The organism is Paraburkholderia megapolitana, assembly GCF_007556815.1.
In the GTDB taxonomy this organism is placed as follows: domain Bacteria; phylum Pseudomonadota; class Gammaproteobacteria; order Burkholderiales; family Burkholderiaceae; genus Paraburkholderia; species Paraburkholderia megapolitana.
Window position 1 is genome coordinate 1033967 of record NZ_CP041743.1, and the last position, 20940, is coordinate 1054906.

Genomic DNA, 20940 nt, shown 5'->3' on the forward strand with positions numbered 1-20940 from the left:
GGGCGGTGCGTCTTGCCGTCAGGGAACCATGCGTTTGAGAACCGAATGCCGGTCGATCCATTGATGCTTCAGCGCGCCGCCGATATGCAACGCCAGCAGCGCATAAAGCCCATAACCGAGCCACACGTGCAGCGCGCCGAAGCGATCATGCAGCGTTTCTTTCAGCACGGGATCGAGATGCATGATGTAGCCGATACGCGGCCACGGCACCAGGTTGAAGAGATGCATCGGATGGGTAGCCGCGTCTTTCCACGCGGAATCGTGCAGCCATCCCGATAGCGGCAAACCGATCATCAGCACATACAGCAGGATGTGCGCGGCGTGCGCAGCGCCACGCTCCCAGCGCGGGAACGACAGCGGCAGCGCGGGCGGCCGGTGCCGGATGCGCCACAGAATGCGCAGCAGCGCGAGGCCGAGCACCGTGATGCCGATCGATTTGTGCGTATCGATGACTGGGCGCACCCAGTCGTCGGGCAGCCAGTCTGCGCTCAGACCCAGCGCCACGTTGCAGAGAATCAGGACCGCGATGATCCAGTGCAGCGCCATCGCCGTGCGCGTATAACGCGACGGCGCGTCGGCATCGAGATGCTGCGCGGAAAGTTCGGGACTGGTTTGAGAAATCATGGCGCTTCGCTGTCGAAATGTAAGGTTGGGCGGAAATTCTTGTCGCGTGAAAGCGTCTGCGATGTGCCGCAGTCCTTGCAGAACGCAATGCAGGCCGGTTTTATTCCGCGTCGGTTGCGTTCTGGTCAAGATCCACACGCACGAGCGCAATGCGCCGAGTCCGTACAATGCGTATGCCATTCACATTTCCGGAACACCGCCGATGACCGCTCGCACTGCCGCGCCCGTCGCCGCCACCGTCTACCGCGGCGACGCAGTCGAAAACACCCACGTCGCTCATGTTGCCGTGACCGATGCCACCGGCCGTCTGCTCTACAGCTTCGGCGATCCGGCGCGCGTCACGCTGGCGCGTTCGGCGGCCAAGCCCGCGCAGGCGCTCGCCGTCGTCGAGACCGGCGCGCTGGAGCGCTACGGCTTCGACACCGCCGATCTCGCGCTGATGTGCGCGTCGCACAACAGCGAGGACCGCCACATCGAACGCGCGCAGCAGATGCTAACCAAAGCACACGCAAGCGAAACCGATCTGCGCTGCGGCGGCCATCCGCCACTATCCGACGACGTCTACCGCGCATGGATCAAGCGCGATTTCGAACCAGGTGCCGTATGCAGCAACTGCTCGGGCAAGCACGTCGGCATGCTCGCGGCGGCGCAGGCGCTCGGCGTATCGATGGTCGATTATCACCTTCCCGCGCATCCGCTGCAGGTTCGCGTGCGGCACACGATGGCCGAGCTCTGCGATCTGCCCGACACAGCGGTGCAGTGGAGCATCGATGGTTGCAATCTGCCTACGCCGGCCTTTCCGCTCGACCGGCTCGCGCGACTTTACGCGAAGCTTGCGGACGCAACCGATCGGACGGAGCGCGACGCGCGCACCGCCGCACTCGCGCGCATCTATCGCGCGATGACGACTTACCCGGAACTGGTCGCGGGCGAAGGCCGCTTCTGCACGCTGCTGATGCAGTCGTTCGGCGGTGCGCTGGTCGGCAAGGTCGGCGCTGAAGCGAGCTACGCGGTCGGCGTGCGCGCGTCGGCGCAAACCGCGCGGCACGGTGCAAGCGGTGCGCTCGGAATCGCGGTGAAGGTCGAAGACGGCAACAAGACAGTTCTGTACGCGCTCGTCGCCGAACTGCTTGCGCAACTGGACATCGGTACGCCCGGGCAACGTGCAGCGCTCGAGACCTTTCGCGCGCCGCCGCTGCGCAACACGATGGATGTCGAGACCGGGCGGCTGGCGTTATCGCTGTCACTCGCGCTCAACCGACAGCAAAATCGATAGCAGTAAGGCGCCCGCGCATCGGGAAGGCATGAGCGACGCCGCCGACCCGCGATCGAAAAAAGTGAACACGATAGTCCGAAGAGGTCTTCGACCCGGCGCCGCGCCGTTTTACCATGTGCGCAGCGCAACCACTCGCCGCGTACCCCCCGTGCCCCGTTTTGCTCCGGAGACCCCATGAGAAAAAATCTGCTCGCGCTCGCGGCCATCGTGGCCGCGCTTTGCGCCGGCGTCAGTCCCGCGGCGTTCGCGCGCGACCCCGGCGAAATCCGTCTCGGCATCGATCCGACTTACCCGCCGATGGATTTCAAGGCGCCCGACGGCAGCCTCAAAGGTTTCGACGTCGATCTCGGCAACGAGCTGTGCCGCCGGATGCACGCGAAATGCACTTGGGTCGAGATGGAGTTCTCGGGGATGATCCCCGCGCTGCAGGCACGCAAGATCGACGCGATCCTGTCGTCGATGGCGATCACCGACAAGCGCATGCAGACCATCGCGTTTTCGTCGAAGCTGTTCCAGTTCAAATCGCGTCTGATTGCGGCGCAGGGTTCGCCGCTCGCCGCCAATCCGGCCGCGCTCGCGGGCAAGCGCATCGGCGTGCAGACGGGCACGCAGTTCGAAACCTACGGGCTCGCGCACTGGGCGCCGGGTGGCGCTCAGGTGATCGCGTACAAGAGCCAGGACCAGGTGTTCGAAGATCTGCGCAACGGCCGGCTCGACGGCGCGCTGCTCGGTTGGGTCGAAGCCGATATCGGCTTTCTGCGCACGCCGGCCGGCAAAGGTTTTGCGTTCGTCGGACCGCAGCTATCGATGGGCGACCACGGCACCGGCATCGGTCTGCGCAAGGACGACACCGCGTTGAAGGCCTCGCTCGACGACGCCATCGCGGCGATACGCAAAGACGGTACCTATAAGCAGATCGCGCAGCGTTACTTCGATTTCGATCCGTACGGCGATTAAGTCACCGTTCATCTTCACTCCATTCCTCACACCTTATGCGCCAGCACACCACTCCGCTTCTGTCGCCTGCCGTCGGCACGCGGCGCGAAATCACGAGCTTCCATTTCGGCACGCCTGGCAACGGCGAGAAGATCTACATCCAGTCGTCGCTGCACGCGGACGAAACGCCGGCGATGCTCGTCAGCGTCCTGCTGCGCCGCCGTCTTGAGCAACTCGAAGCCGACGGCGCGCTTGCTTCTGAAATCGTGCTGGTGCCGGTCGCGAATCCGGTCGGACTCGCACAGTACGTGCTCGGACAATTCATCGGTCGCTTCGATCTGGCGAGCGGCAAGAACTTCAATCGACACTTCGTCGATCTGGCGAAACTCGCCGGCAATGCGCGTGAGCAGTTCGGCGACGACGCGCAACGCAACAAGGCGCTCATCCGCAGCGTGCTGCGCGATGCGCTCGCCGCGCTTCAACCGCTAACGGAATACGAATCGCTGCAGCGCACGCTGCTTGCGTTGTCGGTGGATGCGGATGTCGTCATCGATCTGCATTGCTCGCTCGAAGCCGCGATGCATCTCTATACGAGCGAAGTGGCGTGGCCGGAGTTCGAGCCGCTCGCGCGCTATCTGGGCGCAGAAGCATCGCTGCTCGCCACCGACTCCGGTGGCCAGGCCTTCGACGAAGCACACAGCCTGTGCTGGTGGACCTTGCAGCAGCATCTGCCGGAGGGCACGCCGCTCGCCACCGGCGCGATCGCGACGACGATCGAATGCCGTGGTCAGCGCGATGTGACCTACGAGATCGCGCAACAGGACGCTGACGCGATTGTTGAATTCCTGCGCGCGCGTGGTGCTATCCGCGGCACGGCTAAACCGCTGCCGCCGTTGCTGACACCCGCGACACCGCTCGCAGGCAGCGAGCAGTTCTACGCGCCGACGAGCGGCATCGTCGTGCATCGTGCGCCGATCGGCGCCACGATCCGCGCGGGCGATCCGTTATTCGACATTGTCGATCCGCTGACCGATGCGACGACCACGCTGCATAGTCATACCGATGGCGTGTTCTACATGCGTCGCGCGATCCGCTTCGCGACGGCAGGTGCGCCGCTCGGACGCGTGACGGGAACGCGGCCGATCCGTACCGGTGTGCTGCTGGGCGCGTAGGTACGGTGCGACGCTTTGCGTGGAGCGTCGAAACTCCGCTGAAAAAGCGCAAGCGGCGCACGCAGCGCTTGATCAGGCCTTCACTTCGACCTTGAACGCACCGCCATCGAACGCATCGCAATAGGTCTTCCAGTCGGCGGCAATCTGCGTTTCGCACTGCGTGGCCAGTTCGATGAGCGGCAGTTGCCAGTCCTTGCGGCTACCGAAGGCGATCAGTTCGTCGGCAATCGCCGATCCTTCGCGTCCGCCGCTGCGTAGCTGTGCCCATGCGCACAGTTCCGCCATGCTGTTGACCACCGCTTCGAGACGCGGCAGCTTGCCGTCCCAACTGCTCAGCGCAACGCGATCTTCCGACGGCTGCAAACCGCGCAGCACATAGGGCCGCTTTTCGTGCTCGACGGAGTGCAGGAATGCCTGCGATACCGCCTGCACACGGTGCTGAACCGCGACCACGCGCTGCGCTTCGCTTGCCCATTTCGGCTGCTTCGTCTTCACATGCGGCACCACCGATGAAGGCAGCGCCTGCTTCAGATCGAGCAGATAGTTGCCGTCGGGCGAGCCCTTGCCTTCCACCAGCATCACGTAGCGATCCACGCCGAGACTGCCCGTACCCGCGATACGTCGCGCGACATCGAGCACGCGGTAAAACCCCGGCGTTTCCAGATGGCTCGCGAAATCGTCCATGAAGGCCGTGACTTTCTCGCGGGTGCTGTCGTCGACGGGCAAAGCCTTCTTGCCGTCGATACGCAACACGCGGCGCTTGCCCTTCAACTCGCAACGCCGGTTCAGATAATCGACGCGTGTGCGCGCGTGCAGCGCATCGAACAGATCGCGGACCATACCCGTCGAGGTTTCCTCTTCGATCCAGCGCGCCTTGCCGACGGAAAGCGCCGCCGCATAGGCATCGACCGCGGTATGGCAAAGCGCAAGCGCTTCAGCCCGGCTCACGTTCAGATCGCTGGCGCCGACCAGCACGCTAGTAAGCAGACGAATCAGTTCGAACAGGCTCGGTGCAAGACATGCCTCGTCGAAATCGTTGATGTCGAAGTAGATCAGCCCGTTGTCGCCCTTGTAGCTGCCGAAATTCTCCAGATGCATGTCGCCGCAGATCCACACGGTGGGCGAGGTATCGAGCACGCTGCCGGCTGGCAGGCGTGCATAGAATAGATGGCACGTGCCACGCAGAAAGACGAACGGCGACGTGCGCATGAGCTTGTATTTCATGGCGAGCCGTTCGGGGTCGCGCCCGGTGTTGAATGCTGCAATTTGCTGTGCGATGTCGATCATGGTTGCTCTGCCTGCGTGTTCGTGGGCCGATCGGCCCGTTGCGCCCGTTGTGCGTGTTCGATGCGCGCCTATACACCGCTATACGCGCCACGCGAGGGACCATATCACGGCTGCCTGTGCGCAAGCTTTCAGGTTCCCGGTACACTCGTGGCCTATCTTTAACCGAGGCCCGCTCGCTTTCGACAGCGGCCTTATCTGTGGAGACCACCATGCGAACCAGTGCCCGTAACCATTTTGTCGGTCAGGTGACCGAGGTCAAGACCGGCGCAGTCAACGACGAAATCGCGCTGCGCACCCAGGACGGCCTCGAAATCGTCGCCGTCATCACGCACGGCAGCGCGACGTCGCTTGGGCTGGCGGCCGGCAAACCGGCCTTCGCGCTCGTCAAGGCTTCGTCGGTAATCGTGATGGTCGATGCCACCAGCAGCAGCGTGTCGGCACGCAACTACATCGCCGGCACGGTGGCGTCGGTGACGAAGGGCGCCGTTAACGCCGAAGTCATCATCGCCGCACCGGGTGGCGCCCAGATCGCGGCGATCGTCACGAACGACAGCGTCGACCGGCTCGGGCTCGCAAGCGGCAAACCGGCGGCGGCGATCTTCAAGGCGTCGAGCGTGATCATCGGCGTCGATCAGTAAGCACGCGGCGGAGAACGTCGCTCTGGAGTGCTAGAATCGCCGCGTTCATCCGCCCATCATGACGACTCCACACTCCCGCAACCGCATGACCGCATGGCTTGGCCTCGTCGCCATGTGGTTCATCGTGTTCGCGCCGGTCGTGAGTCAGTTGCTGGTTTCGCAACGCGCGAACGAACCCATCGCCGCACTCTGTTCCGCCCTGCAGCCGCGCAACCTCAGTGCGGCAATCGGTCACACCGGTAATATCGGTGACAACGACCCGGCGCCGGTTCATTTGAGCCATGACGATGCCTTCGGTGCATGTGGCTATTGTCATCTGCTCGCACATCACGTCGCCATGCCGACGCTGGCGGCCACCACGCCGCCGGCCGCCTTCGCGATTGCCGGCACTGCGCCGCCCGCCCTCTCCACCCGCTTCACGCCACTCGGTGCGTTCCCGTCCGGACGTCCCAGAGACCCGCCTGCCGTTTCCTGACCGTCATTGTTTCTGATCGCGTATTTCGTCGCACCCGCTAAAGGGAGCGCGCGATCGGCTGTTCAATGTTTCAGGAGGATTGAATGTCCACCACCATCGCTCAACCCGCGACCTCAGCGACAGGCGCGGCAAATGCCGGCTACCGGACGCTCTGGCGCTGGCACTTTTACGCGGGCCTCTTTGTGATGCCCTTTCTCGTGGTGCTTGCGATCACCGGCACGTTGTACTGTTTCCAGCCGCAGATCGAGCCGCTGCTTTATCCGCAGCGTCTGATCGTCGCACCGCAAACCACACCCCGCCTAGCCGAAGACGCGCTGCTTGCGAATGCACGCAAAGCGATGCCGGCAGACGCGCGCGCGGTCACCGCCGTGATTGCGAGTGCACCGGATCGCAGCACCGAGTTCATCTTCCGTCTCGCCGATGGAGAGAAACAGAGCGTCTATCTGAACCCGTATAGCGGCGCAGTATTAGGCACGCTGAGCGTCGAGCATCGTTTCATGCAGGTCGACCGGATGCTTCACCGCAAACTGCTGCTCGGCAAACCGGGCGAGCTGCTGATGGAACTGGCCGCCTGCTGGACGCTGGTGATGATCGGCACCGGTATCGCCCTCTGGTGGCCACGCGAGAAAACGACGGCGCGCGCGGCACTGGTGCCGCGCTTTACGCTCAAAGGGCGCGCACTGTGGAAGAACGTTCACGCCGTGATGGGCATCTGGCTCGGGCTCGGTGCGGTCGTGTTCGTGCTGAGCGGCCTGCCCTGGACGGGCTCGTGGGGCAAGCAGTTCAAGGCGCTCGCGAACGCCGCGAATCTCGGCTCGCCGCCGGGCACGTGGGGCGGCCTGGCGCTGCGCTCCGTCATGCCTGGCGTTCCTGCAGAGCGCGAGCCCACCGCCGGCGGCACGACTGAAGCGCACGCAGGACACGACACCCAGGACGGGAAAATGGCTTCGATGCCGGGCATGGTGATGGACGATCTGCCCTTGCCGCAGACGCCATGGGCGGTCGGCAACACTCCCGTGCCGGCCTCCGCCGATGCACGCCCGGCGCAGACACTGCCGCTACCGCTCGATCGCGTTGTCGCGCTGGCGGCTTCGCTAGGTGTGTCGAGTGGCTACAACATCGTGCTGCCCGACTCCGCGACCGGGGTCTACACCGTTTCGTACTTTCCCGGCAATCCTCAAGATGAGCGCACGTTGTACGTCGATCAGTACAGCGGCGCCGTGTTGAGAGATATCCGCTACAGCGACTACGGTGCGGTGTCGAAGGCCGTGTCGTACGGCACGTCGTTGCATATGGGCCGCTATTTCGGCGTTGCCAATCAGATCCTCTGCACGGCGATCTCGCTAGGGCTCGCGGGTATGGCCGTTACCGGCTGCGTAATGTGGTGGAAACGCCGGCCGCAACGCACGCTCGGCGCGCCTTCACGCGAACGTGCCGCGCCGCCGATGTTCGGCTGGAAAACCGGCCTCGTTTTGCTCGGCATCGTCTTTCCATTGATGGGCGCAACGCTGCTGGCCGTGTGGATCGCCGACCGGATGATCTTTTGCCGCTTCACGCGACAAGTTGCCTGACCTGGAGGCACATATGAAACGGGAACCTCGTTCGATTGTTGAACTGATCCTTCGCTACAAAACGCACCTGAACATCGGCGCTTTCCTCGCGGTCGCCTTGTGGGTTGCATGGATCGCGTGGATGACGCGCCCTGGCGATGTCGATTTACCTGCTTCGGGAAGCGGTCCGATCTGCTGCATGCGTCAGGTGCGCTGACGACGTAAGCGGGTGCGGGCTGCGCTTCACACCCGCCGTGCGCGATACGCAAACCGCTATGACGGGTATCGCATGTCGCCGCACGGCGATCTTCCGCGTCCGCGCGTAATATATCGACGCATACAGCGACGAACCGGCCGGCTGCTCCGGCCCGTGAGGAACGACGATGAGTCCAGCAGACACGGCGACCGGCACGGCCGCCCCAGCAACCGACACGACCGGCAGCGCCGTGTCGCTGACGGGCGACGTCGTTTCCGCACAGTCGTTCTCGCTCGAGCAGTTGCGGCAACTGCCCAGCGTGCTCGCCCAACCGTTCGATCTACGCTGCTTTACGACCAACCGCTTTATCCGTCCCGTCGACCGTTATCGGGGCGTGCTGCTGAAAGATCTGATCGCCCAGGCCGGTCTGCGTTGCGAAGAGCCCGGCGATTTCAAACGGATGATCGTCATCGCGGTTGCGCACGATGGTTATGCGGTCACATTCTCGTGGCACGAACTCTTTAATACGCCGATCGGCGAGCAGGCGTTGATCGCGCACGAGTGTGGCGACCAGCCGCTCGCCGTCGAGGACGGTGCACCGATCCTGTTCTCTGGTGCCGATACGTTGCCGGCGCCGCGCCATGTGAAGCGGCTTGCGCGCATCATCGTGCGGACGGTTCAGCTGTAGATCGTGCGGGCTCAGTCCGTTCGACGTTGCATGCATACGCCCGGGGCACCTACACCATGACCGACTCCGCGCCTCTCGATCGCCACGCGCTACCGCACGACATCGAGCGTGCGTGTATTGCGCGTGCCGCGGAACTCTCGGCACACGCGGATTCAAACCACGCTAACGACACGTATCTGTTCGCGCGTCTCGTCGCGGCACGCGAAGTCCGCGGCGAATCGATGCTGCTCGGCCTTACACCGGCCGACATGCACGCACTGTTCCAGCGCCACTTTCCTCATGCCGCACCGCTCGTTCCGCCGGCGTGTAGAGCACTTGCAAGTAACCCCGCTCACGCGACGTTTGTCGACTCACTCACGCACCTGCTACTCACCCACGTCCCGCCATCAATCGATACCAACGACGCCCAATGCATCGCCGCCATCGTCGCGCATGCGTGCCTGCGACCCGATCATCTCTGGCGCGACCTCGGCCTGAGCGGTCGCGACGACGTCACCGCGATGCTGACGCGTTACTTTCCGGCGCTGGTCGCACGCAACGTCGAGAACCTGCGCTGGAAGAAATTTCTGGCACGCGAACTGGCGCTATCGACCGGCGCAGTGCCGGGACCCGCGCCCGGTTGCCCCGGCTGCGAGGATTTCCGGCACTGCTTCCCCGATGGTCGCTAAACCTGCCAGTTAACCTGCTCGCACCGCACAGCGCCGCCAATCGCATCGTGTATGCTTGCTCGCATGGCTAAACCCACCAACGATCCGAAGATTCCGGCCACCGCAAAACCCGAGGTCCGCTTCCGCATGCGTATCCAGCAGGCGGATACGATCGCACTCGGTCCGGGCAAGGTTGCGCTGCTCGAAGCCGTGCGCGAACACGGTTCGATCTCGGCGGCGGCACGCAGCCTGAAGATGTCGTACCGGCGCGCATGGCTGCTGATGGATGAGCTGAACCGCTCGTTGAAGTCGCCAGCCACCGTCTCCGAGCACGGCGGCCAGAGCGGCGGCGGCAGTGTGTTGACGCCGGTCGGCGAAGAGATCATTCGCCTGTATCGCGACATCGAAAACCAGGCTTATACGGTCTGCTCCGAACAGATCGCCGCATTGACGCGGTTTATCAAACGCTGAGATTGAGAACGACTGGGCTGTGCTCAGCCGTGCCGCAGGCAGAATCGCGACGCAGGCGGCTGGCCCGTCGTGTCGCGCTCAGCCGTCCGCGTCAGCCATTCGACGAAGCTCGCCACGCTCGCGGTCCGCAACGGAAAGTACACAACCTGGTGACGCTCGCACACCCGCTTGAGCATGTTCATCGAATCGTGATCGATGCAATCGACCGGAAACACAACGTGATCCGCGCCCGGTAACGCCGCGGCCAGCAACCCCTTGCGATCCTCGACGCCGCCATCGTGCACGGTCAGCACCGCCCCGCCGTTTCGACGATGCGCCGGATTACCGCATTCGATCCCGGCCGGCCGCCCACATAGACAATGCGCTTGCCCTCCAGCCCCGTGAACTGCGGACGGCCGGATGCGGCGGCATCGGTTGGTTCGGCGGCGCTGGCCTGCAGCGTGCGCTCCATGGCGTGAGCTTCGGCCTGCACGGTCTTGAGCAACGCGAGCGTTTCGTCGAGTGTCGCGCGCAATACGGTTACGCGCTCCTGCTCGTCGGCAGCGCGCTGTTCGGCGGCTTCGCGGCGGCTCGTATGCAGCGCGAGACGCGCATCGCGGGCGGCGAGCGCGTCGCGCAGCGTGGCGACTTCGGCTTCGCGTGCGGTGTCATCAGCGGGGCGCGGTTGACGCGCCTGTGTCTCTAGCTGAGCGATCTGCGCGGTCAGTTCGCGCGTCTGTGTGTCGTGCCGCGTGCTCATCTCGTGCAGACGACTCTGCTGGCGCTCGACCTTGCTGCGTAGCTCAGCGTTCTCTTCCTCCAGCGCCACGAGCCGCCGAATGTCCGCGCGATTGGCGGCGCCGACCAGATGCGACAGCATGTGCAGTTCGCCGAATGCCGCCTGACGGATGTCGAGCGTCGCCTGCGGATGCGTGATCAGCGCCCAATATGCAGGCGGAATATCGCCACTGGCGAGCGCCTCGTTCCATAGCGCGAGCACTGCCTGCGGATCGGTCGCCTTGTCGAAACGGCGGATCGTCGTCGCATAGCGCTCGTCGAGCGCCTTGTGCAGCGCCTTGCCGCCTTCACCGCCTTCGATAGCCAGTTCGACGGCCGCGTGATGGATTTCGAGGTCGGTGGCGTGCTGCCGGTCCAATGCCTTGAAACGCGGCACCAGCTTGCGTAGTTCGTGCGTGCTCAGACACGTGCCGATCACCGAGCAATGCAGGTGCGAATCGAGCTCCGAAAGCCGCGTACGGCGTTTCGGGGAATGAGTCTGGGAGCGGGTAGAAGGCGCGCAGCATGCGTCGCCGTGGCGCGGGTAGCTACCGGCGCTGTCGTTGAGCTGACCGAGGCCCGGCGTGCGGGCAAGACGAAACGGAGGAGCCTGCATGACGATCCCGAATCCGGTTCCGGTTGCAAGGACGAGGCCGGTTACAGCGGCGCAGACGCGTTCTTCATAAGCCGCACCGCCTCGGTCCCAGTTCCGCGAAATATACCACCGAATATATCGGTCCGCAGCCCGGGTAACCCGATGCGAGTACCATTACGGCCTTCCCCACGCGGATTCCGGAGACTGACTTGAGCCGCATCGACAATCCGTTGCATGACCAGGAGGTCGGCGTTGCCGACGCTACCCAGGACACCACGCGTATCGACGACACCCGTATTGGCGCCGTCCGTCCGCTGATTTCACCCGCCTTGCTGCTGGACGAACTGCCCGTCCCAGCAAGCTTGCAGACGCTCGTCGAGCACAGCCGCCGGGAGATTGCGGACGTGCTGAAAGGTCGCGACGACCGGCTGGTGGCCGTCGTCGGCCCGTGTTCGATCCACGATCACGACCAGGCGATCGACTACGCACGACTGCTGAAAACCGCCGCCGACGAGTTGCGCGACGATCTGCTGATCGTCATGCGCGTGTACTTCGAAAAGCCGCGCACGACGGTCGGCTGGAAGGGTTACATCAACGACCCGCGTCTGGACGGCAGCTTCCGTATCAACGAAGGGCTGCGTGCGGCGCGGCAACTGCTGCTCGACGTCGGCACGCTCGGCCTGCCGACCGCCACCGAATTCCTCGACCTGCTGAGCCCGCAGTTCATCGCGGACCTGATCGCGTGGGGCGCGATCGGCGCGCGCACGACCGAAAGCCAGAGCCATCGGCAGCTGGCTTCGGGTCTGAGCTGCCCGATCGGCTTCAAGAACGGCACCGACGGCAGCATCCAGATCGCCGCGGATGCAATCGTCGCTGCACGCGCGAGCCATGCGTTCATGGGGATGACGAAAATGGGCATGGCCGCCATCTTCGAAACCCGCGGCAACGAAGACACACACGTCATTTTGCGCGGCGGCAAGAAAGGGCCGAACTACGATCGCGCGTCGGTTGAGGAAAGCTGCGCCGCGCTGCGTGCGCTCGGCTTGCCCGAGCAGGTGATGGTCGATTGCTCGCATGCGAATTCGGGCAAGTCGCATCTGCGCCAGGTCGATGTCGCGCAGGACGTTGCGGCGCAATTGTCGGATGGCGATCGACGCATTATCGGTGTGATGATCGAAAGCCATCTCGAGGAAGGGCGGCAGGACCTGAAGCCCGATGTGCCGCTACGGCGCGGCGTGTCGATTACCGATGCGTGCCTTGGCTGGGCGCAAACGGAACCGGTGCTGAATACGCTCGCGGCGGCGGTGCGGGCGCGGCGCAAGCGCTAACGGTTGCGCGCCAGGTTCGCTCCGGAGTGTTCAGGGCCGCCGGAGCGAGCGCGAATCACAAACCTTGCAGAAACGGCAGCACGCGCTCGAGCAACACTTCGGGCGCTTCCTCGGGGATGTAATGGCCGCACGGCAGCGCAGCGCCGCTGACGTCGCGGCTCCAGCGCCGCCATTCGGCGAGCGGATCGAAGCATTGGCCGACCACGCCATCGGCGCCCCATAGCGCGACGAACGGACACTCGATCTCCCGGCCCGCGGCGAGATCGGCGCGGTCGTGTTCGAGATCGATTCCGATCGACGCGCGGTAGTCCTCGCAGATGCCGTGCGCGGTCGCCGGATCTTGCAGGCACCGCAGATACTCGGCGTAGGCCTCGCTTGTGAACGGCTTGAGGCCCGCACTGCGCGCACCGATGGTCTGCTTCAGATAGAGATCGGCGTCGGCGCGGATCAGCGATTCGGGAAACGGCGCGGGACGCACGAGGAAAAACCAGTGCCAGTAGGCACGCGCAAATTCCAGCGAAGTCTGCTCGTACATCGCTAACGTCGGTGCAACGTCGAGCGTGACGAGCCGCTCGACGGTATGCGGGTGATCGAGCGCCATCCGCGCCGCAACGCGCCCGCCGCGATCGTGACCGATCACCGCGAAGGTGTCGAAACCGAGTGCGCGCATCAGATCGACCTGATCCTGCGCCATGCGCCGCTTCGAATAGTTACTGTGATCGGGCAAGCCGGGCGGTTTGCCGCTGTCGCCGTAGCCGCGCAGATCGGCGGCGATGACGGTGAACTGCTGCGCGAGCGTCGGTGCGACCTTGTGCCAGATCGCGTGCGTTTGCGGGTGACCGTGCAACAGCAACAGCGCGGGCCCCTGACCACCGCGCACCGCGCGAATCGTGATGCCGTCGACTTCGACGGCCACCGGTTGAAAATCGTTGAACATTGCTGACTCCTTTGCCCCTAGTCTAATTGCTTCCTTTCAGGTTATGGTTTCGATGAAAGCAAACCGTTGTTACCCGGGGAGAAACAATGGACGGCGTGTCGGATCTGGCTTTCTTCGAACTCGTGATGCGCCAGGGCAGCCTTACCGCCGCGGCCCGCGAACTCGGTGTCACCACACCGTCGGTGAGCAAGCGGCTTGCGCAGATTGAACGCCGGCTCGGCGTGCGTCTGCTGAACCGCACGACACGCAACATCAGCCTGACCACCGAAGGCGATCTTTATCTGACGAACGGGTCGCGCATCCTCTCCGAGCTGGCCGAACTCGAACAGCTTGTCACGAGTAGCCGCGCGGAGCCGTCGGGGTTGCTGCGGGTCAACGCCTCGTTCGGCTTCGGGCGCGCGCATATCGCGCCGGCTATTTCCGCTTTCGTCGAACGCTATCCGACGATGGAAATCCAGTTGCACCTGACCGACCGGCCCGTGAGCTTGCAGGAACAGGCATTCGACATCGGCATCCGCTTCGGCGATGTGCCCGACGCGCGAATCAATGCACGGCTGCTCGTAGAAAACCGGCGTCTGGTGTGTGCATCGCCGGCGTATCTGAAACGATGCGGGACACCCAAAGCGCCGCGCGATCTCGCGCGCCACGACTGCATCGTGCTGCGCGAAAACGACTCGGCATACGGCAACTGGCATTTTCTGCGTGGCAAGAAATCGGAGATTGTGAAAGTGCGTGGTGCGCTAAGCAGCAATGACGGGAGTGCCGTATTGCGCTGGGCGCTCGAAGGTCGTGGGGTTGTGGTGCGGTCAGAGTGGGAGATTGGCGATGCGCTACACGACGGTACGCTCGAGCTGCTGCTTGGCGAATGGGCGCTGCCGAATGCCGACATTTATGCGGTGTATCTGGAGCGGCATCGATTGTCGCCTAAGCTGCGGACGTTTATCGATTTTCTTGGGGTGCGGCTTAAGGAGAGTGTGGAGAAGAAGACGTGAGTGCGATATGTGCTGGACCGCTGGCTACTGCGGTAACGTGCAGTGGTAGCGAACTTCTGTCAGTTGAGCGCCGCCGATCTAGATGAGTTTGCTGGAGTCGTCTTGAGTGAATCCGTTTCGGTCATAGAACGCTCTGGCGTGATGGTTCTCCGAGAGCACCCAAAGCGTGGCAAACGAATACCCAGCGGTGTGCAGCAGTTGACGTGCAGCATCGCTTAACCGTCCGCCTATGCCTTTACGCCAGAATTCGGGCAGGACTTAGAGCGCTTCTATTTCCGCCCAGTTGTTGTCTTTGTCCCGATAAGCGCCGAAAGCAGTCCAACCGATGATCGTCTCATCCACTTGGGCTACGAGCACGTGTGGCGTTCCCGCCTGAAGCAATTTTCGCCATGTCGCTGCGCGTGCCTCGACGGAAAGGGTCTTCAGGAAGTGCTCCGGCATGATTCCTTTGTACGCTGCCTGCCATGAGGCCACGTGAACCGTTGCGATGGCCTCGGCGTCTTCGAAAGTGGCTTCTCTTATTTTCACGGGCGCGGCGCTCGGCGGGTTCCTTGTGTTGCTACTGGAAGGGATGTTCATTTCTAACGTCAACGATCGATTAGTCTTCGCCCACGAGCTGAAACGATCCTTCCATCACGCTCACGCATTTACCGCCGACTCGAACCCTTGCATGACCATCCTGCGTGTCGACCGTCGCGAACAGGATGCTTGGGCGCCCCATGTCCACGCCTTGGGCGACGCACAATGACAGCTCCTTCAAACCTCGAACCTGAGCGATGAGCGCAGCAGTGGCTGCGGTCGCGCTGCCTGTGGCCGGGTCTTCTGTCATACGCGGAGTGAACATCCGTGCCTCAAGATCGCAGTCAGTTCCGACCCTGGCGCGGTCGGTGTCGCGTGTATAGGCATAGATGGACACGGCACCGTCGATCGGCAGCAAGCTTTTATATTCGACGAGATTCGGCACGCAGCGCCGCAGCGCATCGCGTGAAGCAAGTTCAACGACGAGGAATGGAAGACCGACAGAGGCGACCTGCGGAGAATGCGTGTCGGTTCGAATGTCGTCGGGAGCGAGTGAGAGGCACGCGGCCACCCGGTTTTCGGAGGCGTGCGACAGGCGAGCTAACGGTTCTGGCGCAGTAAGCTCCGCGCCAATCACCACCCCTCCCTCTTTCAACTGATTGACGGGAACCGGGCCCGCTAACTCCTCGAAGACGAGCCGATCTGACAACGGATTTCGGTCGGATGCCGCCTTTGCAGCAAGCACAAACGCCGTGCCGATGTTCGGGTGTCCCGCGAACGGTATCTCGCGGCTCGGCGTAAAAATTCTGACCCAGGCGGTATGAGCGGCATCGCGGGGAGGCAATACGAACGTCGTTTCAGAGTAAGCAAATTCGTTCGCGATTGCCTGCATCTGACTCGTCGACAAGCCGGCAGCATCAAGGACGATCGCAACCGGGTTGCCTTTGAATTTTTCGTCTGTGAAGACATCGGCGGTGATGTAGCGGCGGTTCATTGTGTTCCTGGCCTGATCGACGGTTCTCTAACGATGTGGATCATTATCGCTATGAGTTGCTGCTGGGACAGATACAGTTCTGCAGCGATAGACCGGGCCAGGCCAATTGACTGCGTGGTTCGTTCTGGTTCAGGGTGGCGGTTGTAACCTTGTCCGCTCGACAACACGAACACTTGGGTAGTAAGTCATATGGCTATGCGTCGAAAGCTCTGGATGATTCTTGAGCATCGTGACCAGATCATCCGGTGACTCAGCGTCGGGCTTTATCGAACCGAACACGCCAGGTTGAATGATCTCGCCCGGAATCTCAACTTTTTCTTGATCGTCCGAGGGCTGCATAAACACGCGCCCCGATGAATGTGAGAACCAGACCCGCCGGGAACGCAGGAAATCCAGACCCAAAACGATATCCTCGCTGTCAGGAATCGAATCGCTTATCCGGAGCCGCACATTCCTGTAATTTCTCGGTCCAATCTGCAAACTATCGAATCGATAAACATCTACGACATTTGCCGACTGCGAGTTCCCTGTGCTGGAAGGTGCGAACGTCAGTTGGGCCACACGAATGCCCCCAATCTTTGCGAGAATTGATCGCTTCACCAATGTTCGTACCGAGCCCGTACTAAGAAGGCCGTGAATGCTTTGGCCATTTAACGTGGCCGGTATAACGAAACGATGCTTCGAGCTCGACTGCGGTTGGGCGGCGTATTCAAAATATCGCCCCTTCCACGGCAAGAATTGCGCAATGCACTCTTGCGCGGTGTAGAGCGTCATCGTCCTGTTAGGGAAATCGACATCGAGATCGTAACGCGACAGCACATCGGCTCCAAGTATCCCTATGGGTTGCTCAGCATCGATGGATGCTCCTTTCGGCATGTTGATTGCGAGCACGGATAGATTTACCCACTCCGATGGGCCAAACTTGAGTGACGGAACGGTATATGGATATTCCGATGCAGAACCGGCAAGCCCGTTGACGACATTCGCTTGCCGACTATCCTCGACCAAAGCTAGTGTCCGGATAGCATCAGGCGTGAGTGCCGTTCTGTCGGTATCCGTGCCCAAAACCATCGGATACGAATGGCCTCCGATGTCGACGGGTACGATAAAGTGACCGCCGCGTACGGTCATCTGAATTTCAGCGTTCTTAGTAAGCTGGCATGTGGGATCGGGGTGAGTCTCCACCATCTGCGCACCTGCGTTCACACAGATGCCAGACCAGACGACCGTACTCAGCAATAAATGCCGCAGGGCTCTTCTCAACGCGGTCGCGTCGAAGAAAACGTCTGCTGATGAACGGTGCGACTTTGATTTGTCGGTCGAGCAAGCGCCAATCGCAAGAATTCGTTGCACGTCATCCCTCCTCGATCTATCTTCGTGCCACAGCAGACGTTCGATCACCTGCCTTTCCCGCTGGGTATTCCCCCAGGCACAAACCATCCCACCAGCACAAGCGCGAGCCCGAGTGCGAGATATATCCAGTCCATCTGGATTTGCCAGTGCAGTTCCGCGTATTGCGCCGTCGTAACGGTGTTGCATATGGTGTGGTATTTCGTTCCGGTGCAGAATTCCGCGTGCCCATAAACCAGCGCATCGATTAGCCCTTTAACGGCGTAAGCAACGACGGCGAGACCTGGCGCGAAACGCACTAGCGTTATCCACGGTAGAACGGCAGCGAATCGCTTGGGATCCATGTTCAGTCCTCCGAGGGCGTAAGCGCTGCTACAGCGTAATTCCATTCATTCAAGTTTCTCGCCACGAGCGTCGCTTCCGTTCTGATGATGTACTAGCGAAGTCACTTTTCCGTCGCGGTCTCTTTCAAAGGTGACTTGCGCATCAACCACCTTCCAGAAGAACTGGTTTTCACTCTGCGGGAAAATCTCGCGCTTCGGCTGTTGTCCATACTGAGCAAACAGTTGCTCGCCCTCGATCGTGATCAGCACCTGTATCGGGCTCATAAGCTGATATCGCCCGACACACGCCTGCTTCAACTCAAGTGCCAGCGGGACCGGCTCCCGCTCCGGTTTGGAAGAGAACGAACCGATTACCTTTGGCACTAGCGCTCGCTCGATCACTCCATCGGGCTGGCTTTCCAGTTGGTATGCAGTCGCACCCTCGCGCCAGGAGAACACTTCAGCGATAGATTCTCCCCCATACAATACAGCCGCATCATCGTCAATCGCGATCGCAGAAGGCAACGCGAGCACCTGCATCGTTTCCCACGCTTCCTGCCGACGGCTACCGCCGCCAAAGTGGTAATGGACTTCACAGCTGCCTGGTAAAAATCCGAGGCAGCGCCGGAGCGGGAGATTACGATGCTCGACTGGAGGGACGTGATGTTCAAACCAGCAAATCGCACCAGCGCTCATACCGGACAGCAAGACCCCGCGCTCCCATGCGTCCTTGAGCGCCGCATCCAAACCCCACTCTCTCCACAACGCCACCGCGCAGCGCGCGTTGCCGCCACTGACAAAGATCGCGTCCTGCTGCTGCAGGTGCGCCGCCGCTTCTTCCGGATGAATGCAAAGAACCCCGGCCCCACCACCGAAGAACGCGACGTTGGACGTCTCGCAGCCGAGCTTTCCGTAAATGTCGTCAAAACGATTAACCAGCGGCGGCCAGTCGCCTGTTGGGGTGGACAGGAGACACACTTTGGGGTGTGCCTTACCCGTGAGGTCACGAATATGAGCCGCGGCGAGCGACTCCGATTCGCTGGTCGAGAAACCTCCAATCGCAAGAATTCGTCGCATAGCATCCCTCGATCTATCGGGCCGTCTTCGAACAACGATCTCCGCGTGAAAAACAAACACGCGAGAACATGATTGGACAATCAGGCGCGCTCAAGAAGCGTTTGCGCAAACCGCCGATACAACCAGCACGTACAAATCAGTCACGCAACTGCCGTCCAATCCACGCTTCAAAGTCGTCAAACATCGACTGAGCCGACACCGCATTTGTCGCAACGCACTGCTCCCCGTGAACAACGAAGATACGCGCATCAAGATCCTCAGCTGACGGCGCCTGACTTCGCAAATCGAATTCACGCATCGCCTGCCCAGCAATACGCCATGCGTCGGCTGGAGCACGATTGCATTCCTCCGCCAGATAACCCGCTGACAGCGGTTCTCCAGTCAGACTGACAAGCGCATCGTCCAGCGTGATGCTGTTGCCCGCCTTCCAGCAGTGTTCCGTTAGCAACGCACCGACAGCCGGGTTGTCCACGATATATCCCAACCTGCGCGTCAGATAGGCACGCATTTGCGCCGCAGCCATCTTGGCTAGCAGATAGCCGTGATAGTAGACAGCGATATCGTGAAACACGAGGTGGGGCATCGCAAGAACATGGTCCGTATGATCCGCGACGCCGAGGATATCGTTGGTGATCGCGCAAGCCGCAGCAATGACGCGGTCAGGTGTGCGCTCCTCGTCGCTCATGCGATACAACGCTGCCTCGAGATAGGTTGGAATCAGATCACGACGTTCCATATGTGCAAGCGACATCTGGTGCGCCTCCAGCCGCTCTCGAATCATTGAGTCAGGCATCGAATTTCCATCGCGGTCCGTCGCGTAGCGCTTCAACCAGCATGGATCGGCGGGCAGCGCGTCGAAGAACTTGGCCTGCGTTTCCAGAAAAGCGGGCGTAGTCGGAGCGAACTCCTGGGCGAAACACGGCGAGTTGCGGGCAACGTTCGCAAGATGTGCGGCATGTCCAGCTTCATGGAAGAGCACCTTAAGGCCCTTCACTCCTGCACCTGGTTGAGCCGGTCGCGCAGTCGACGTGAAGCGTATGTCCGCGGGCATCCAGCCTGACGCGTCGTCGACATAACTGGGTACCAGTACAACGCAGAACCCGGTTGGAAATTTGCCGGGCCGGTCGAGCATATCGATCTCCATGCGTGCACCCCGATACGACACACCCATCCGTCGGAACGACTCTGACCAACGCTCAAGCGCCTTGGCAAACGGAAAGTACTGGTCGTCGCCACCTGTCATCTCTCCACGAAGTCGGTACATAAGATTGTGTGGCAACAGCGCGTGCGCCCCGTGCTGTTGTACAAGCCGCCGTTGCGATTCGCGATGCGACTCGCGTGTCATTTTCTCGAACTGATCGAAGACCGCGAATAGTTGCTTTGACGTTATGCCGCTACGCGCGTGCAAACGGTATTCAAAGAAGTCGTCGAAACCCAGCTCTCGGGCAAGCGCGTTGCGCTTCGACACAATGTCAAGGAAGCCGCTTTCAAGCACCCAGCGTTCGAGGCCATGCAGCGCCTCGTGTGAGCTTTTGCGCGCGTCCTCGTCGTGATTCGTCGCCAGGTTGGTACGAAGCGCGGCGGGAGATGCGGATACGCGCGCGCCAGAGTCATCGATATGTTTGAGCTCATAGGACTGCCGCCGGGCATACAGATCGGCATTGAGTTCGGACAGCTCCTTCAGCAACGCTTCCGCATGTGGACTCCCCGTCGCATTACTTTCGAAAACGCGGACCCAACCTTTCAATCCGTTGACCAGCGCATCATCGGACGAGGCCGATGCGGCAGCGCCGAGCGTAGCAAGATGGTGTTTGCACTGAGCGAGACGCGATGCATCACCTGTGAATAACTTTCGTTCCAGCGACGCAGCCGCAAGCGCCGCGTGGTCATCGCTCTGCCCCGTGTGCGTCAACCAGTAAAGCTCGCCTTCCCGGCGATGAATGCTCAGATAGTCTTGATTGAGGTTGTCGAAGAACGACTGTGCGGAATTCACGGCGGTGGGCTCTCGGGGTGGACACTGTTTGTTGATTTTTGGAGCACTCATCCTGCCGCTCCACACGTACTGTCGATTGTCGATGATTCATGTCGCGACGTCGAATGACATGTTCA

General features: G+C 61.7%; 21 protein-coding genes and 1 pseudogene. 12 read left to right on the forward strand and 10 right to left on the reverse strand.

The window, feature by feature from the left end; translation table 11 throughout:
- Window positions 1-18 precede the first annotated feature (18 nt).
- Window positions 19-624, reverse strand: a complete 606-nt coding sequence (locus tag FNZ07_RS04390) for a cytochrome b (RefSeq protein ID WP_091012815.1) — start codon at window positions 622-624, stop codon at window positions 19-21.
- 202 nt (window positions 625-826) lie between these two features.
- Between FNZ07_RS04390 and FNZ07_RS04395 the strand changes: the two genes are divergently transcribed.
- The 3 genes from FNZ07_RS04395 to FNZ07_RS04405 all read left to right on the forward strand — a co-directional run bounded on the left by FNZ07_RS04395 (window position 827) and on the right by FNZ07_RS04405 (window position 4008).
- A complete protein-coding gene (locus tag FNZ07_RS04395; protein ID WP_091011767.1) occupies window positions 827-1900 on the forward strand; it encodes an asparaginase in 1074 nt (357 codons plus the stop codon).
- A 174-nt stretch (window positions 1901-2074) separates the two neighbouring features.
- A complete protein-coding gene (locus FNZ07_RS04400) occupies window positions 2075-2857 on the forward strand; it encodes a transporter substrate-binding domain-containing protein (protein ID WP_091011768.1) in 783 nt (260 codons plus the stop codon).
- 35 nt (window positions 2858-2892) lie between these two features.
- Window positions 2893-4008: a succinylglutamate desuccinylase/aspartoacylase family protein gene (locus FNZ07_RS04405; protein ID WP_091011769.1), complete on the forward strand. Its 1116-nt coding sequence runs from the start codon at window positions 2893-2895 to the stop codon at window positions 4006-4008.
- 72 nt (window positions 4009-4080) lie between these two features.
- On the opposite strand, the gene FNZ07_RS04410 is transcribed toward FNZ07_RS04405, so the two are convergent.
- The gene (locus FNZ07_RS04410) at window positions 4081-5295 is read right to left on the reverse strand and encodes a DUF2252 domain-containing protein (protein ID WP_091011770.1); all 1215 of its coding nucleotides are present in this window, start codon (window positions 5293-5295) and stop codon (window positions 4081-4083) included.
- 209 nt (window positions 5296-5504) lie between these two features.
- Here FNZ07_RS04410 and FNZ07_RS04415 point away from each other — a divergent pair, with 209 nt between their 5' ends.
- The 7 genes from FNZ07_RS04415 to FNZ07_RS04445 all read left to right on the forward strand — a co-directional run bounded on the left by FNZ07_RS04415 (window position 5505) and on the right by FNZ07_RS04445 (window position 9960).
- Entirely contained in the window at window positions 5505-5933 is a 429-nt protein-coding gene (locus FNZ07_RS04415; RefSeq protein ID WP_091011771.1) for a TOBE domain-containing protein, read from the forward strand.
- 58 nt (window positions 5934-5991) lie between these two features.
- Window positions 5992-6408 carry a DUF2946 domain-containing protein gene (locus tag FNZ07_RS04420; RefSeq protein ID WP_091011772.1) on the forward strand — a complete coding sequence of 139 codons (417 nt, stop codon included), beginning with the start codon at window positions 5992-5994 and terminating at the stop codon, window positions 6406-6408.
- Between the two features lie 83 nt (window positions 6409-6491).
- Entirely contained in the window at window positions 6492-7979 is a 1488-nt protein-coding gene (locus FNZ07_RS04425; protein ID WP_091011773.1) for a PepSY-associated TM helix domain-containing protein, read from the forward strand.
- Between the two features lie 13 nt (window positions 7980-7992).
- Entirely contained in the window at window positions 7993-8175 is a 183-nt protein-coding gene (locus FNZ07_RS04430) for a hypothetical protein (RefSeq protein ID WP_091011774.1), read from the forward strand.
- Window positions 8176-8341: 166 nt separating this feature from the next.
- Complete coding sequence (locus tag FNZ07_RS04435; protein ID WP_091011775.1) at window positions 8342-8842, forward strand: molybdopterin-dependent oxidoreductase; 501 nt, start codon at window positions 8342-8344, stop codon at window positions 8840-8842.
- Window positions 8843-8898: 56 nt separating this feature from the next.
- Window positions 8899-9510 carry a nitrogen fixation protein NifQ gene (locus tag FNZ07_RS04440; protein WP_091011776.1) on the forward strand — a complete coding sequence of 204 codons (612 nt, stop codon included), beginning with the start codon at window positions 8899-8901 and terminating at the stop codon, window positions 9508-9510.
- Between the two features lie 126 nt (window positions 9511-9636).
- Window positions 9637-9960 carry a winged helix-turn-helix domain-containing protein gene (locus FNZ07_RS04445; protein WP_091012816.1) on the forward strand — a complete coding sequence of 108 codons (324 nt, stop codon included), beginning with the start codon at window positions 9637-9639 and terminating at the stop codon, window positions 9958-9960.
- Between the two features lie 23 nt (window positions 9961-9983).
- Here FNZ07_RS04445 and FNZ07_RS04450 read toward each other — a convergent pair.
- A pseudogene (locus FNZ07_RS04450) lies at window positions 9984-11332 on the reverse strand (DUF2325 domain-containing protein).
- A gap of 188 nt (window positions 11333-11520) precedes the next feature.
- On the opposite strand from FNZ07_RS04450, the gene FNZ07_RS04455 reads away from it, so the two are divergent.
- Entirely contained in the window at window positions 11521-12639 is a 1119-nt protein-coding gene (locus FNZ07_RS04455) for a 3-deoxy-7-phosphoheptulonate synthase (RefSeq protein WP_091011778.1), read from the forward strand.
- Between the two features lie 55 nt (window positions 12640-12694).
- Here the strand turns inward: FNZ07_RS04455 and FNZ07_RS04460 are convergent, their stop codons facing one another.
- Complete coding sequence (locus FNZ07_RS04460) at window positions 12695-13576, reverse strand: alpha/beta fold hydrolase (RefSeq protein WP_091011779.1); 882 nt, start codon at window positions 13574-13576, stop codon at window positions 12695-12697.
- Window positions 13577-13662: 86 nt separating this feature from the next.
- Here FNZ07_RS04460 and FNZ07_RS04465 point away from each other — a divergent pair, with 86 nt between their 5' ends.
- The gene (locus tag FNZ07_RS04465; RefSeq protein ID WP_091011780.1) at window positions 13663-14568 is read left to right on the forward strand and encodes a LysR family transcriptional regulator; all 906 of its coding nucleotides are present in this window, start codon (window positions 13663-13665) and stop codon (window positions 14566-14568) included.
- Between the two features lie 78 nt (window positions 14569-14646).
- On the opposite strand, the gene FNZ07_RS34435 is transcribed toward FNZ07_RS04465, so the two are convergent.
- The 6 genes from FNZ07_RS34435 to FNZ07_RS04495 form a co-directional block, all read right to left on the reverse strand.
- On the reverse strand, window positions 14647-14823 hold the full coding sequence (locus FNZ07_RS34435; protein ID WP_091011781.1) for a GNAT family N-acetyltransferase: 177 nt from the start codon (window positions 14821-14823) through the stop codon (window positions 14647-14649).
- 3 nt (window positions 14824-14826) lie between these two features.
- Window positions 14827-15147 carry a GNAT family N-acetyltransferase gene (locus tag FNZ07_RS04475; protein WP_091011782.1) on the reverse strand — a complete coding sequence of 107 codons (321 nt, stop codon included), beginning with the start codon at window positions 15145-15147 and terminating at the stop codon, window positions 14827-14829.
- Between the two features lie 19 nt (window positions 15148-15166).
- Window positions 15167-16081 carry a PhzF family phenazine biosynthesis protein gene (locus FNZ07_RS04480; RefSeq protein ID WP_091011783.1) on the reverse strand — a complete coding sequence of 305 codons (915 nt, stop codon included), beginning with the start codon at window positions 16079-16081 and terminating at the stop codon, window positions 15167-15169.
- A gap of 129 nt (window positions 16082-16210) precedes the next feature.
- Window positions 16211-17434: a retropepsin-like aspartic protease gene (locus FNZ07_RS04485; RefSeq protein ID WP_170275664.1), complete on the reverse strand. Its 1224-nt coding sequence runs from the start codon at window positions 17432-17434 to the stop codon at window positions 16211-16213.
- Between the two features lie 386 nt (window positions 17435-17820).
- The gene (locus FNZ07_RS04490; protein WP_091011785.1) at window positions 17821-18831 is read right to left on the reverse strand and encodes a Type 1 glutamine amidotransferase-like domain-containing protein; all 1011 of its coding nucleotides are present in this window, start codon (window positions 18829-18831) and stop codon (window positions 17821-17823) included.
- A gap of 136 nt (window positions 18832-18967) precedes the next feature.
- The gene (locus FNZ07_RS04495) at window positions 18968-20875 is read right to left on the reverse strand and encodes a M3 family metallopeptidase (protein ID WP_091011786.1); all 1908 of its coding nucleotides are present in this window, start codon (window positions 20873-20875) and stop codon (window positions 18968-18970) included.
- Between the last annotated feature and the right edge of the window lie 65 nt (window positions 20876-20940).

What these genes read in the sequence shown, in the direction of transcription:
- FNZ07_RS04400 (WP_091011768.1), top strand. Translation starts at nt 2,075, where the DNA reads ATGAGAAAAAATCTGCTCGCGCTCGCGGCCATCGTGGCCGCGCTTTGC.
- FNZ07_RS04445 (WP_091012816.1), top strand. Translation starts at nt 9,637, where the DNA reads ATGCGTATCCAGCAGGCGGATACGATCGCACTCGGTCCGGGCAAGGTT.
- FNZ07_RS04440 (WP_091011776.1), top strand. Translation starts at nt 8,899, where the DNA reads ATGACCGACTCCGCGCCTCTCGATCGCCACGCGCTACCGCACGACATC.
- FNZ07_RS04465 (WP_091011780.1), top strand. Translation starts at nt 13,663, where the DNA reads ATGGACGGCGTGTCGGATCTGGCTTTCTTCGAACTCGTGATGCGCCAG.
- FNZ07_RS04475 (WP_091011782.1), bottom strand. Translation starts at nt 15,147, where the DNA reads ATGAACATCCCTTCCAGTAGCAACACAAGGAACCCGCCGAGCGCCGCG.
- FNZ07_RS04460 (WP_091011779.1), bottom strand. Translation starts at nt 13,576, where the DNA reads ATGTTCAACGATTTTCAACCGGTGGCCGTCGAAGTCGACGGCATCACG.
- FNZ07_RS04430 (WP_091011774.1), top strand. Translation starts at nt 7,993, where the DNA reads ATGAAACGGGAACCTCGTTCGATTGTTGAACTGATCCTTCGCTACAAA.
- FNZ07_RS04395 (WP_091011767.1), top strand. Translation starts at nt 827, where the DNA reads ATGACCGCTCGCACTGCCGCGCCCGTCGCCGCCACCGTCTACCGCGGC.
- FNZ07_RS04415 (WP_091011771.1), top strand. Translation starts at nt 5,505, where the DNA reads ATGCGAACCAGTGCCCGTAACCATTTTGTCGGTCAGGTGACCGAGGTC.
- FNZ07_RS04435 (WP_091011775.1), top strand. Translation starts at nt 8,342, where the DNA reads ATGAGTCCAGCAGACACGGCGACCGGCACGGCCGCCCCAGCAACCGAC.
- FNZ07_RS04425 (WP_091011773.1), top strand. Translation starts at nt 6,492, where the DNA reads ATGTCCACCACCATCGCTCAACCCGCGACCTCAGCGACAGGCGCGGCA.
- FNZ07_RS04495 (WP_091011786.1), bottom strand. Translation starts at nt 20,875, where the DNA reads ATGAGTGCTCCAAAAATCAACAAACAGTGTCCACCCCGAGAGCCCACC.
- FNZ07_RS04420 (WP_091011772.1), top strand. Translation starts at nt 5,992, where the DNA reads ATGACGACTCCACACTCCCGCAACCGCATGACCGCATGGCTTGGCCTC.
- FNZ07_RS04390 (WP_091012815.1), bottom strand. Translation starts at nt 624, where the DNA reads ATGATTTCTCAAACCAGTCCCGAACTTTCCGCGCAGCATCTCGATGCC.
- FNZ07_RS04480 (WP_091011783.1), bottom strand. Translation starts at nt 16,081, where the DNA reads ATGAACCGCCGCTACATCACCGCCGATGTCTTCACAGACGAAAAATTC.
- FNZ07_RS04490 (WP_091011785.1), bottom strand. Translation starts at nt 18,831, where the DNA reads ATGCGACGAATTCTTGCGATTGGAGGTTTCTCGACCAGCGAATCGGAG.
- FNZ07_RS04410 (WP_091011770.1), bottom strand. Translation starts at nt 5,295, where the DNA reads ATGATCGACATCGCACAGCAAATTGCAGCATTCAACACCGGGCGCGAC.
- FNZ07_RS04405 (WP_091011769.1), top strand. Translation starts at nt 2,893, where the DNA reads ATGCGCCAGCACACCACTCCGCTTCTGTCGCCTGCCGTCGGCACGCGG.